Source organism: Acidovorax sp. GW821-FHT09B03, from assembly GCF_059418305.1.
Genome location: NZ_JBWKPP010000006.1, coordinates 223,328 through 235,229, shown reverse-complemented (window position 1 = coordinate 235,229; position 11,902 = coordinate 223,328). Strand labels below are relative to the sequence as shown.

Annotated in this window: 11 protein-coding genes; 8 read left to right on the top strand and 3 right to left on the bottom strand. The window is 69.4% G+C overall.

Going from position 1 to position 11,902, the window contains the following annotated elements:
- Positions 1–7: 7 nt before the first annotated feature.
- Positions 8–1,402 (top strand): tRNA adenosine(34) deaminase TadA, encoded by a 1,395-nt coding sequence (gene tadA / locus AC07PA_RS13890; protein ID WP_494608202.1) that lies wholly within the window; start codon positions 8–10, stop codon positions 1,400–1,402.
- 88 nt (positions 1,403–1,490) lie between these two features.
- Entirely contained in the window at positions 1,491–2,486 is a 996-nt protein-coding gene (locus AC07PA_RS13885; RefSeq protein WP_494608200.1) for an LD-carboxypeptidase, read from the top strand.
- Positions 2,487–2,635: 149 nt separating this feature from the next.
- Here the strand turns inward: AC07PA_RS13885 and AC07PA_RS13880 are convergent, their stop codons facing one another.
- Positions 2,636–2,986, bottom strand: a complete 351-nt coding sequence (locus AC07PA_RS13880) for a hypothetical protein (RefSeq protein WP_494608198.1) — start codon at positions 2,984–2,986, stop codon at positions 2,636–2,638.
- A 417-nt stretch (positions 2,987–3,403) separates the two neighbouring features.
- Between AC07PA_RS13880 and AC07PA_RS13875 the strand changes: the two genes are divergently transcribed.
- From AC07PA_RS13875 to AC07PA_RS13865, 3 genes are all read left to right on the top strand, one after another.
- On the top strand, positions 3,404–4,333 hold the full coding sequence (locus tag AC07PA_RS13875) for an adenylate/guanylate cyclase domain-containing protein (protein ID WP_007857501.1): 930 nt from the start codon (positions 3,404–3,406) through the stop codon (positions 4,331–4,333).
- Between the two features lie 204 nt (positions 4,334–4,537).
- Positions 4,538–7,096: a penicillin acylase family protein gene (locus AC07PA_RS13870; RefSeq protein WP_494608196.1), complete on the top strand. Its 2,559-nt coding sequence runs from the start codon at positions 4,538–4,540 to the stop codon at positions 7,094–7,096.
- A gap of 17 nt (positions 7,097–7,113) precedes the next feature.
- Positions 7,114–8,124 (top strand): asparaginase, encoded by a 1,011-nt coding sequence (locus AC07PA_RS13865; RefSeq protein ID WP_494608194.1) that lies wholly within the window; start codon positions 7,114–7,116, stop codon positions 8,122–8,124.
- Here the strand turns inward: AC07PA_RS13865 and AC07PA_RS13860 are convergent.
- A complete protein-coding gene (locus AC07PA_RS13860; protein WP_494608192.1) occupies positions 8,113–8,853 on the bottom strand; it encodes a hypothetical protein in 741 nt (246 codons plus the stop codon). The genes AC07PA_RS13865 and AC07PA_RS13860 overlap by 12 nt on opposite strands.
- Positions 8,854–8,933: 80 nt before the next feature.
- On the opposite strand from AC07PA_RS13860, the gene AC07PA_RS13855 reads away from it, so the two are divergent.
- From AC07PA_RS13855 to AC07PA_RS13845, 3 genes are all read left to right on the top strand, one after another.
- Complete coding sequence (locus AC07PA_RS13855) at positions 8,934–9,650, top strand: hypothetical protein (protein ID WP_494608190.1); 717 nt, start codon at positions 8,934–8,936, stop codon at positions 9,648–9,650.
- A gap of 80 nt (positions 9,651–9,730) precedes the next feature.
- Positions 9,731–10,156 (top strand): OsmC family protein, encoded by a 426-nt coding sequence (locus AC07PA_RS13850; protein WP_494608188.1) that lies wholly within the window; start codon positions 9,731–9,733, stop codon positions 10,154–10,156.
- Entirely contained in the window at positions 10,153–10,554 is a 402-nt protein-coding gene (locus tag AC07PA_RS13845; protein WP_494608186.1) for an OsmC family protein, read from the top strand. The genes AC07PA_RS13850 and AC07PA_RS13845 overlap by 4 nt, the downstream gene beginning before the upstream one ends.
- 55 nt (positions 10,555–10,609) lie before the next feature.
- Here the strand turns inward: AC07PA_RS13845 and AC07PA_RS13840 are convergent, their stop codons facing one another.
- A complete protein-coding gene (locus AC07PA_RS13840) occupies positions 10,610–11,884 on the bottom strand; it encodes an acyl-CoA dehydrogenase family protein (RefSeq protein WP_007857508.1) in 1,275 nt (424 codons plus the stop codon).
- Between the last annotated feature and the right edge of the window lie 18 nt (positions 11,885–11,902).

Genomic DNA, 11,902 nt, shown 5'->3' with positions numbered 1-11,902 from the left:
CAGGGCGATGGCGGCTGTGTTGACCGACGAAGACGGCATGCACCTGGCGCTGGCCGAGGCCCGCACCGCGGCCGAGGCGGGCGAGGTGCCCGTGGGCGCCGTGGTCGTCAAGGACGGCCAGGTGATAGCCACGGGCCGCAATGCCCCGGTGCAGGCCAACGACCCCACGGCCCATGCCGAGATCGTGGCCTTGCGCGCGGCCGCGCAGCGCCTGGGCAACTACCGGCTCGACGGCTGCACGCTCTACGTCACGCTGGAGCCCTGCGCCATGTGCAGCGGTGCCATGCTGCATTCGCGCCTGGCGCGCGTGGTGTTCGGTGCCACGGAGCCGAAAACGGGCGCTGCCGGCTCGGTGCTCGACCTGTTTGCCCACACCGCCATCAACCACCAGACCCAGGTGCATGGCGGGGTGCTGGCGACCGAGTGCAGCGCGCTGCTTACCGGCTTCTTCGGCGCACGGCGCAGCCAGCAGCGTGCCGACGCGCTGGCCCGCCACCCGCTGCGCGACGATGCCCTGCGCACGCCCGATGCCGCGTTTGCCGATCTGCCCGGCTACCCCTGGCCACCGCACTATGTGAGCGACCTGCCCAGCCTGGCGGGACTGCGCCTGCACTACCTGGACGAAGGCCCGCAGGACGCGCCGCGCACCTGGCTGTGCCTGCATGGCAACCCGGCCTGGAGCTACCTGTACCGCCACATGCTGCCCGTGTGGCTGGCGGCCGGTGACCGGGTGGTGGCGCCCGACCTGATCGGCTTTGGCAAAAGCGACAAGCCCAAGAAGGAGGCCGCGCACCGCTTCGAATGGCACCGCCAGGTGCTGCTGGAGTTGGTGGAGCGCCTGGACCTGCAGCGCACCGTGCTGGTGGTGCAGGACTGGGGTGGCATCCTGGGCTTGACCTTGCCCATGGACTGCCCCGAGCGCTTTGGCGGCCTGCTGGTGATGAACACGCTGCTGGCCACGGGCGATGTGCCGCTGCCGCAGGGCTTTGTGGACTGGCGCGCCATGTGCCGCGACAAGCCGCTCTACGGCGTGGGCCGGCTGCTGGCGCGCGGCAACCCGCAGCTGTCGGCCGCCGAATGCGCGGCCTACGACGCGCCTTTCCCCGACAAGGGCTACCGTGCTGCGCTGCGCGCCTTTCCGGAGCGCGTGCCGGCCGGGCCCGATGACCCGGGCGCTGCACTCTCGCGCCAGGCCCGTGATTTCTGGCGCCAGCAGTGGCAGGGCCGGGGCCTGATGGTGGTGGGCGCGCAGGACCCGGTGCTGGGCCTGGCGACCATGCAGGTGCTGCAAAAAGACATCCGTGGGTGCCCCGAACCGGTGGTGTTGCCGCAGGCCGGGCACTTTGTACAGGAGCACGGCAGGGACATTGCCGAACGGGCTGTGGAATACTTCAGCCCCTGACCGCACGCCAGCGCCTGCCTTCCTGCGCGCACGCCAGCGGTCACCGCACACTACCTCGGAGCAGGCGCGCCAGCGACGCCTGAACGCTTTGCACAACGATCACGACCACCACCATCACGACCACGCCGATTGCGACCATGACCATGGTCCCAAGCACATCTACATCTACTCGCCGTCGAGCGCCGTGCGCGACAAGGCCGCCTTCAAGCGTGGCATTGCCCGCCTGAAGGCCCTGGGCCACGAGGTCGAGGTGGATGTGGACGCCCTGGCCAGCCACACGCGCTTTGCCGGTGACGATGCCACCCGCCTGGCCGCCATCCACCGCGCGGCCGCCAGCGGCGCGCATGTGGCGCTGATCTCGCGCGGGGGCTACGGGCTCTCGCGCATCCTGCCGGGCATCCGCTACAAGGCGGTGGCCAAGGCCATCGACAAGGGCATGAAGTTCGTCGGCCTGAGCGATTTCACGGCCTTCCAGAATGCGCTCCTGGCGCAGACCGGCGCCGTGAGCTGGGCCGGCCCGGCGCTGGGCGCGGATTTTGGCGTGGCTGGCGAGCCCGACGACATCATGGAGGCCTGCTTCGACGACCTGCTGACCGGCCACGGCGAAGGCACGGGCTGGCGCATGCACCGCGAAAAGCCCGATGCCACCACCGGCAAGCCGGCCGTGCCGGACATCTACGTGAAAAGCGCCCAGCTCTGGGGTGGCAATCTGGCGGTGCTGGCATCGCTGGTGGGCACGCCCTACCTGCCCAGCGTGAAGGGTGGCATCCTGTTCCTCGAAGACGTGAACGAGCACCCCTACCGCATCGAGCGCCTGCTGACCCAGTTGCTGCATGCCGGCGTGCTGGCGCAGCAAAAGGCGGTGGTGCTGGGCCAGTTCAACCAGTTCAAGCTGGTGCCCCACGACAAGGGCTACAAGCTGCAGTCGGTGGTGGACTGGCTGCGCACCCAGATCAAGGCCCCGGTGCTCACCAACCTGCCGTTCGGGCATGTGGAGACCAAGGTGCTGCTGCCCGTGGGGGCCACAGTCTCCTTGTCGGTGGAAGAGCGCGATGCCCTCATCTATTGGGGGCATATTGGCTGACACCCCCTGAGACGCTTCGCGTCTTCCCCCTCTCTTGTCTTGTTGCGCGAGGCGGGAGGGAGACACCCCCGGTGTGGCGGGGCGGCCCTTGAACGGGGGGCGGCCCTGCGCGGCGCGGGCTCAAACGTTGTGGGCGGGCCCGAATGGAGTCAGGACAGCGAGGCGCGTACCGGGGTTCCCAGGGCGCGCGGCAGCAGGCCCTGGAACAGGAGTGTCACCTGGGCGATGACGTTTTTGGCAGATGGCTCGCCCTGCAGGGGGGTGAGGGTGCTCTGCAGGTCGCTGCGCAGGTACCACAGCGCTTCGATGTCGCCCGCATAGCGCAGGCGGATGTTCATGCGGGCCACCTCGCAGCCCGAAAAGCCCGACAGGCTGCCGATCATGGCGCGGCGCACCTCTTCCAGTTGCTGGTCGCGCACCCAGGCGGTCGACGCAGGCGCGTCACGGCCAATGAGGCCGTGCAGGCTGCTGCCGCGTACATAGGGTTTGTTCCAGCGCATGGAATGGTTTTCCACCATAAATGGGTACAAGGCTCAAGGTACGTGGCCGACTGTGCAAATGCAAGGGGGCCGCTCCCGTTTTTTGCAGAAAGCCAACAGGCCTTCATAGCTTTTTGCAAACAATTGCAAGTTTTCGATGCTTATTTGCATCTAGTATGAAAGGATTAAGCAGGAGTCATGCCAGATGCGTCGGTCGGTTGGCACCGTCCACCGACAACCGCCTGCAAGGCATTGCAGGCCTTGCGAACGGGCGCACAACGGGCGCGCCTGGTGCCTGCGCGGGACGGTCGGGCAGGGCGCATCCCGAGGGGGATGCCCCACGCGGCATTCAGGTCCGCCCACTGACATGGGCGCCATGCACATTGCAGGCGCTTGAACTAAACTGGGTCACATGATGTTACCTGTGCCTGCGTGTCCATGACGGTTCTATCGACGGTGGTCTTTGCCGACATTTCCGGGAGTACGTCGCTTTACGAGACGCTGGGGAACGAGCGCGCCACCGAAGCGGTGACGCAGCTGACCCAGTGGATCGCCGACACCATCGAGGGCAATGCGGGCCGCGTCGTCAAGAAGCTGGGCGATGGCGTGCTGGGCATCTTTGGCGATGCCGCCGGCGCTGTCTCGGCCATGGCCGAGATGCAGCGCAAGCACCTGGCCCGGCTGGACCGCTGGCCGCACCCCCTGCGCATGGACATCCGCGTGGGCGTGGCCACAGGCGAGGTGGTGGATGTGGATGGCGATTGCTACGGCGACGCCGTGAACGTGGCCTCGCGCCTGTGCGAGCGGGCCGGCCCGTCCGAGATCTGGGCCACCGAAACGGCGGTGCTGCTGGCCGGTGCGGCCGCCTCGGTCTGGTACCGCAAGCTCGGGGTGATGGAAATCCGCGGCAAGGCCGAAACCCTGATGCTCTACCAGGTGGAGTGGCGCCAGGACGAGGAGCCCGACTCGCTCACCATGCAGTCTGCGCTGATCAGCAATTTCTCGCCGGTGGATTCCATCCTGGGGCAGATCCAGTTTTCCTGGCACGGGGTGGACCTGTCGTTCAGCTCGGCCGATGCCCCGGTGCATGTGGGCCGCGCCACCGAGATGCAGCTGCGCATCAACGACCCGCGGGTCTCGCGCCTGCATGCCCGCATCGACTGGCGCAACAGCGGCTTCGTGCTGACCGACATGAGCAGCTTCGGCACCTGGGTGCGCTTCGAGGGCAGCGATTCGCCCGTGCGCCTGCGGCGCGATGCCTGCATCCTTCACGGCACGGGGGAGATCGCGCTGGGCGTGTCGTTCAGCGAGCCCACCGCGCCCAAGATGCACTTCCAGGTGGTCGGCGGCAGCGTGCACTTGGGTTGACCCCCTGAGTCGCTTCGCGCCTTTCTCCTAAAGGGGGAGGCCCCCAGCGCGGGGGGCACTGGCGTGGGGCGCCAGTTGTCGAGGGCTGCGCTGGCGCGCAGCGTTGTCGAAAACCGGCACGAGACCAATCTGCACTGGTGCTGCGCTGACACGTTCTGACACAATGCCCGGCGACTAGACCGAGACAAAACAGGACAGAACGATATGGCGTGGATCAAGAAAACGGCCGTGGCCCTGGTGGCCGGGGCCTTGCTGGTGGGGGCGGGGGCCGCCATCTATGTGCAGCGGACCTTTGCCGTGGTGGATGGAAAGATCACGGTCGCCGGCCTGGCCCGGCCCGTGGGCGTGCAACGCGATGGCGCGGACGTGACGCACATCAGCGCGCAGAGCCCGCAGGACGCCTGGTTTGCCATGGGCTACGTGCATGCGCAGGAGCGCACCTGGCAGCTGGAGTTCAACCGCCGCGTGATGCACGGCCAGCTCTCGGAGGTGTTTGGCGAGGCCACGCTGGAGACCGACAAGCTCATGCGCTCGCTGGACATCGTGGGCAACGCGCGCAAGCAGTACGCGGGCCTGCCCCTGTACGCACGCGAGGCGCTGCAGGCCTACAGCAAGGGCATCCATGCCTTCCACCAGAACCGCCCGCAGGCCCTGCCGCCCGAGTTCCTGGTGCTGGGCGCCAAGCCCGGCGGCGAGGCCGGTGCCGTGTGGGAGCCCGAGGACAGCGTGGGTTGGGCGCTGATGATGGCGCTGGACCTGGGCGGCAACTGGGGCAATGAATTCGCGCGCCTGTCTGTGGCGCGCACGCTCGATACCGAGCGGCTGTGGCAGCTGATGCCCCCCTATCCGGGTGAGCCGCCTGCGGCATCGGCCGACCTGGCCGCGCTGTACCGGCAGCTCGGGGTGTACCGTGGCGACGCTGCCGCAGGGGCTGCGCCCAGTGCCGGCCTGGACCGTGGCGCTGCGCTGCAGGCCGCCAGGAAGCCCGAGGCGGCCGCTGCGCCAGGGCAGGGTGGTGGCCCGGTGGCGCGCCAGGTCAGCGCGGGCATGCTGGCCTGGGCCAAGGAGCTCACCCGCAATGCCGGCACCAACGACGGCAAGGGCAGCAACAACTGGGTGCTGGCCGGTTCGCGCACCGAAAGCGGCAAGCCGCTGCTGGCCAACGATCCCCACCTCTCCCTGAGCGCGCCGGCCATCTGGTACTACGCCCGCCTGCAGGCGCCGGCCGGCAAGGCATCGGACGGCTCGCCCATCGCCGCCATCGACGCCCTGGGCGCCACCTTGCCAGGCCTGCCCTTCGTGGTGCTGGGCCGCACGGCCAGCGTGGCCTGGGGCTTCACCAACACCAGTCCCGACGTGCAGGACCTGTACCTGGAGCAGATCAACCCGGCTGACGCCACGCAGTACCGCACGCCCGAGGGCTGGGCGCCGTTCGCGGTGCGCAAGGAGACCATCCGCGTCAAGGGCAAGCCCGACGTGGAGATCGCGCTGCGCAGCACGCGCCATGGCCCGGTGCTCAGCGATGCGCAGAAATCGCACGCCGACGTGCTGGACCTGAAGAAGTACGTGCTGGCCCTGCGCTGGACGGCGCTGGACGCCGACAACCAGACCGTGCTGGCCGGGCTGATGGTCAACCAGGCCACCACGGTGGAGGACCTGTTCGCCGCCTTTGAACACCACCAGGCGCCCATGCAGAGCGTGGTGGCGGCCGACGTGAACGGGCGCATCCGCTTCCAGGCCATGGGCCGCGTGCCTGTGCGCGCGCCCGACAACGACATCCGCGGCGTGGCCCCGTCGCCCGGCTGGGACGCGCGCTACGACTGGAAGGGCTGGCTGCCGCTGGACCAGACCCCGCAGGACGAGGGCGCCAAGGGCTGGATCGCCACGGCCAACCAGCGCGTGACACCGCCCGGCTACCCGCACTACCTGACGCAGGACTGGGCGCTGCCCTACCGCTACGAGCGCATTGCCCAGCTGATCGAGGCCCGCCCCAAGCACACGGCGGCGAGCCTGCAGGCCATCCAGCTCGACACGGCGTCGCTGGCTGCGCGGCACCTGCTGCCCCACCTGCAGCAGGCGCAGTCCAGCCACCCGCTGGCCGCGAAGGCGCAGGCCCTGCTCAAGGACTTCGATGGCGTGATGGATGCCGGCCGCGCAGCGCCGCTGATCATGGCCGCCTGGACCGACGAGCTGGTGCGCGGCCTGGTCGTGCCGCGCATCGGCGAGGCACGCTTTGCGGCCACCTACGGCAAGCGCGACTACCGTGCCGGGCTGGAAGGCATGCTCGCGCGCAACGACACCTGGTGGTGCCAGCCCTCCACCTGCGCCGAGCAGTCGGCCGCGGCCCTGGGCCGTGCGCTCGACCGGCTGCAGGCCGCGTACGGCGCCGATCCTGCCGCCTGGCGCTGGGGCGATGCGCACCCTGCGGTCAGCGGCCACCGGCCGTTCGGCAACGTGGCGGCGCTGGCGCGCTGGTTCGACGTGAGCGTGCCCTCCAACGGCGACTCGTACACGGTGAACGTGGGCCAGTACAACCCGGGCGATGCCAAGACCCCCTTCGCGAACCGGCATGCCGCATCGCTGCGCGCCATCTACGACCTGGCGGACCTGGAGCAATCGACCTTCATCTACCAGACGGGGCAGAGCGGCCTGGTGTTCTCGCCACGCTACCGTGACATGGCGGTGGCCTGGGCCGGGGCGGGCAACCGGCTGCTGCAGCGCGAGCCGGCGCGCTTTGTTCACAGCCTGACACTTCAGCCCTGAGCACGCAAAGGATACACATGGGTTTCGTACCGTTGATCGAAGTCACCCGGGGTGGACTGGTCGAGTGCCAGCACTGGGGTGCCGTGGCCGTGGCCAACCGTGCGGGCCAGGTGCTGGCCCGGGTGGGCGACCCAGAGGCGGTGGTGTTCACGCGCTCCACCATCAAGGCCTTCCAGGCGCTGCCGTTCATGCAGTCGGGCGGCGCCCGGGCCCTGGGCTGGGGCCCGGCCGACCTGGCGCTGCTGTGCGCCAGCCACAACGGCGAGCCCATGCACGTGGCGCAGGTCGAGCGCATGCTCGCCAGCGTCGACCAGGACTACCACGCGCTGCGCTGCGGCTGCCACCGGCCGCTGTTCGCCGAGCTGGGGCTTGGGTCGCTGCCCGCCGGCTTCGTGCCCGATGAGCGCCACAACAACTGCAGCGGCAAGCATGCGGGCTTCGTGGCCTACTGCGTGCAGCAGGGCCTGCCGCTGGACGACCACCTGCACCCGGGCCACCCGCTGCAGGTGGCCATACGGGAGCGTGTGGCCCAGGCCGTGGGCCTTGCGCCGGATGACCTGGCCGCCGGCACGGACGGCTGCTCGGCCCCCAACTACGCGCTGCCGCTGGCCAACCTGGCGCGCGGCTATGCGCGCCTGGCCGGTGGCGCGCCGGACACCGAATTCGACGAGAGCTTCACGGCGCTGGCCGATGCCATGGTGGCGCGGCCCGAGCTGGGCTCGGGCACGGGCCGGCACGACCTCGATTTCATGCGCGTGGGCGCTGGCGACTGGGTGTCGAAGACCGGCGCCGATGGCGTGCAGGTGGTGGGCAGCCGCAGCCGGGGCGAGGCCTTTGCGCTCAAGGTCATGGATGGCAGCATGCTCGCTCAGGTCGCCGCTTCCGTGGAAGTGATGGACCAGCTGGGCTGGCTCAGCGAAGCCCAGCGCGAGGCGCTGGTGCCCCGGCGCTCGGCGCGCATCGTCAATGCGCGTGGGCTGGAGGTGGGCGGGCGCAGACCCGTGTTTCGCCTCGGTTCAGGACGGTAGCCGGGCCAGCGGGTAGGCCGCGTCCGCTGCCGGGAAGAAGGCGGCGAACGGCTCCGCATCGGGCAGCACATAGACCACACCCGCCTCGCGGCCGAACCAGGGGGCGATGCAGCGGTTGTAGAAGTCCGTGGGGGCGTTCACGCAGCCGTGGCTGATGCGCCGCTCGGCCAGCACGGGGCTGGCCAGGCGCTGCACGCGGCGCTCGGCCGGGTTGCCGCGCACGCGGTGCAGGGAGACGGCCGACGGGTAGTCGATCCACACGATGTCGTGGCCCTGCAGGTTGCTGCCGGGCTCGCTCACGAAGCGGCCGGCCGGTGTGGTGCGCTCGTGCGGGCGTATCTGCGACAGTGGCCGCTGGCCGATGCCGGGCGCCGAGTGGTCGCCCAGGGCCGAACCCAGCAGCACCGGCGCGCTGCCGGCATGGTCGCCGCCAGGGCCGAACACATGGATGGTCGCCGCGGGCTTGTCGATCACCGCAAACGGCATGCCCTCGTGGTTGCCAGTGGCTGCCGTCCAGCGCACCAGGCGCTGCGCGTCCAGACTGGCGCCAGAGCGCTCCCACGGGGCCGCGGCCCGGGCCGATGGCGCCCAGGCGGCCGAGCCCAGGAGCATGCCGGCGCTGGCCAGCAGGCGGCGCCGGCGCAGCAGGCCCGCCGGGGTGGCCGGTTGCGCGGCCGAAACCGCCAAAATTTCACGAAGGACAGGGTCGGGCGTGGCAAGAGAGGTCATGGTGTCCCCCAATCGTAGCGGTTTGTGCCAATAATGGCGCTACCCGCGACTTCCGCAAGGCCCCCGGGCCTGTGAACACCATGTTTGATCGCATCCGCCAGGCCTTTGCCGGTGCCCCGTCCGACGATCCATCCGATGGCCTGTCGTCCAGCCAGCCGGTGACCGGCCCGCAACTGGCGCGCTGGATTGCCGACCAGCAGCTGTCCAGCGTGCCGCAGGCGGGGGCCGGCCATTTCGACGTGGGCGGCGAGATCCTGGGCCACCCCTGGCGGCTGGAGTGCGGTGCGTCCACGCGCGACTACATCCTGGGCCTGGAACTGCGCGGCCGTGCCGACGTGAAGGCCGACCCCGACGCCGCCGTGCTGGTGCTCAACCGCCCGCTGCGCGATGCGCTGGAGCGCCATGCCTACAACGCCATCACCGACAACCTGCAGACCAGCGTGGACGCGCGCATGCCCGAGGAGATGCGCTGGCTGTCCATGTTCGACGAGGTGTCCTGGCCCGAGCTGCCGGGCTCGTTCCGGCGCCATTTCGCGGTGGTGGCAGAGCGCATCGAGCATGCCGAGCACTGGATCCATGCGCACCTGGTGTCGGCTCTGCTCAATGCGGTGGAGGGCGAGCAGGGCGCGCTGCGCTCGGAAACCCCCATGGTGCTGATGCTCGCGCGCGGCCACGTCTACCTGCGCACCGAGCACACCCGGCGCACCCTGGCCGAGATTGCGCACGCGCGCACGGTGCTGGTGACGGCCGCCCAGGCGGCGGCGCAGAACCTGCCGGCACCGCCGCTCGATGAGTGACAGGCTGAGATCAATCGCCACAGGCTCTTATGATCTTAGGCCACCGGCGCATGGGCGCCGGGCCTGAGAGCATTTGAACAATGAGCACACCTTCTGTCCGCGCCATTGGCGGGACCACACCCTATGCCGTGACCCTGGTCGATGACGCCGGCCACACCTGGCTGGGCGACGAGCCTGTCGACCTGGGCGGGGCCGATGCCGGCCCGTCCCCGTTCCACCTGCTGCTGTCGAGCCTGGGGGCCTGCACCGTCATCACCCTGCAGATGTTCGCAGCGCGCAAGCAATGGCCCCTGGCCGGCGTGGAGGTGGCACTGCAGCTCAACCCCGAAGGGGCACCCGCCAGCGGCACCGACATCACGCGCACCATCACCCTGTCGGGCGCGCTGAGCGAGGAGCAGCGCGCGCGCCTGCTGCAGGTGGCCAATGCCTGCCCGGTGCACAAGCTGCTGACCGGTGAGGTGCGCATTGCCTCCGCACTCGCGGCATCGGAGGGCGGACTGCCATGACGAAAATGGGATCGGCTTTGGTGGTGTCGGGCGACACCAACTACGTCCACAAGGTGCGCGCAGGGCATTTCGACCTGATCGCCGATGAACCCAAGGCGCTCGGCGGCCAGGGGCAGGGCCCGGCTCCGTTCGACTACTACCTGGCGGCCCTGTCGGCCTGCACGGCCATCACGCTGCGCATGTACGCCGAGCGCAAGGGCTGGAACCTCGGCGAATTCCGGGCCGAGCTGGCCTTGAGCCGGGATGAGGAGGGCCGGCTGCACGTCCACCGCGTGCTGCATTCGGACCAGGCACTGAGCGACGCCCAGTGGGAGCGGCTGCTGGAAGTGGTCGTGAACACGCCGGTGACCAAGGCCCTGCGCGAAGGGGCCGAGATCACCAGCGAACGGGGGCGCTGACCGCAGGGCGGCCAGTGCTGTCCCCCGCGTGGTGCGCGGGGGGGGGCGGGCTGTCTCAGCTTCCGCGCGTGATCGGCACGCCGCTGTCGCGGCCGTAGGCGCCGTACTTGCCCAGCTCCCACTTGGCGATGGCGTTGCGGTGCACTTCGTCCGGGCCGTCGGCAAAGCGCAGGGTGCGCGCGCCGGCGTAGGCGTAGGCCAGCGGGAAGTCGTCGCACATGCCGCCGCCGCCATGCACCTGCATGGCCCAGTCGATGACCTGGCAGGCCATGCTCGGGGCGACGACCTTGATCATGGCGATCTCGGTCTTGGCGACCTTGTTGCCGGCCACGTCCATCAGCCAGGCGGCCTTCAGGGTCAGAAGGCGGGCCATGTCGATCTTGCAGCGGGCTTCGGCGATGCGCTCCTGCGTCACGGTCTGCTGGGCCACGCTCTTGCCGAACGCGACGCGCGAGGAGGCACGCTTGCACATCAGTTCCAGTGCGCGTTCGGCCAGGCCGATCAGGCGCATGCAGTGGTGGATGCGGCCAGGGCCCAGGCGACCCTGGGCGATTTCGAAGCCGCGGCCTTCGCCCAGCAGGATGTTGGAGACGGGCACGCGCACGTTCTCGAAGGTCATCTCCACATGGCCGTGGGGGGCGTCGTCGTAGCCGAACACGTTGAGCGGGCGGATGATGGTGATGCCCTTGGCATCAGCGGGCACCAGCACCATGCTCTGCTGCGAATGGCGGGGGGCGTCGGGGTCGCTCTTGCCCATGGTGATGAACACGGCGCAGCGCGGGTCGGCTGCGCCCGAGATCCACCACTTGCGGCCATTGATCACGTACTCGTCGCCATCGCGCTCGATGCGCGTCTCGATGTTGGTGGCATCGCTGGAGGCCACGTCGGGCTCGGTCATCGCGAAGGCCGAGCGGATCTTGCCTTCGAGCAGCGGCTTGAGCCAGCGTGCCTTGTTGGCATCGTCGCCGTAGCGGGCGATGGTCTCCATGTTGCCGGTGTCGGGCGCGGAGCAGTTGAACACCTCGCTGGCCCATGGCACCCGGCCCATGATCTCGGCCAGGGGGGCGTATTCCTGGTTGGTCAGGCCGGCGCCTGCATAGCCCGATGCGGCGGCGCTGTCCACCGGCAGGAACAGGTTCCACAGGCCGGCGGCCTGGGCCTTGGGTTTCAGGTTCTCGATGGTGGACAGGGCCGACCAGCGCTTGCCCGCGGCCGTGTTGGCGGCCAGTTCGTTCTTGTACGAGGCTTCGTTGGGGTAGATGTGCTCGTCCATGAACTGCAGCAGCTTGGCCTGCAGGTCCTTGGTCTTGGGGGAGTAGTCAAAGTCCATGGGGGGTCTCCGTTGGTA

What these genes read in the sequence shown, in the direction of transcription:
- AC07PA_RS13875 (WP_007857501.1), top strand. Translation starts at nt 3,404, where the DNA reads ATGACGGTTCTATCGACGGTGGTCTTTGCCGACATTTCCGGGAGTACG.
- AC07PA_RS13870 (WP_494608196.1), top strand. Translation starts at nt 4,538, where the DNA reads ATGGCGTGGATCAAGAAAACGGCCGTGGCCCTGGTGGCCGGGGCCTTG.
- AC07PA_RS13840 (WP_007857508.1), bottom strand. Translation starts at nt 11,884, where the DNA reads ATGGACTTTGACTACTCCCCCAAGACCAAGGACCTGCAGGCCAAGCTG.
- AC07PA_RS13855 (WP_494608190.1), top strand. Translation starts at nt 8,934, where the DNA reads ATGTTTGATCGCATCCGCCAGGCCTTTGCCGGTGCCCCGTCCGACGAT.
- AC07PA_RS13845 (WP_494608186.1), top strand. Translation starts at nt 10,153, where the DNA reads ATGACGAAAATGGGATCGGCTTTGGTGGTGTCGGGCGACACCAACTAC.
- AC07PA_RS13865 (WP_494608194.1), top strand. Translation starts at nt 7,114, where the DNA reads ATGGGTTTCGTACCGTTGATCGAAGTCACCCGGGGTGGACTGGTCGAG.
- AC07PA_RS13850 (WP_494608188.1), top strand. Translation starts at nt 9,731, where the DNA reads ATGAGCACACCTTCTGTCCGCGCCATTGGCGGGACCACACCCTATGCC.
- AC07PA_RS13880 (WP_494608198.1), bottom strand. Translation starts at nt 2,986, where the DNA reads ATGCGCTGGAACAAACCCTATGTACGCGGCAGCAGCCTGCACGGCCTC.
- tadA (WP_494608202.1), top strand. Translation starts at nt 8, where the DNA reads ATGGCGGCTGTGTTGACCGACGAAGACGGCATGCACCTGGCGCTGGCC.
- AC07PA_RS13860 (WP_494608192.1), bottom strand. Translation starts at nt 8,853, where the DNA reads ATGACCTCTCTTGCCACGCCCGACCCTGTCCTTCGTGAAATTTTGGCG.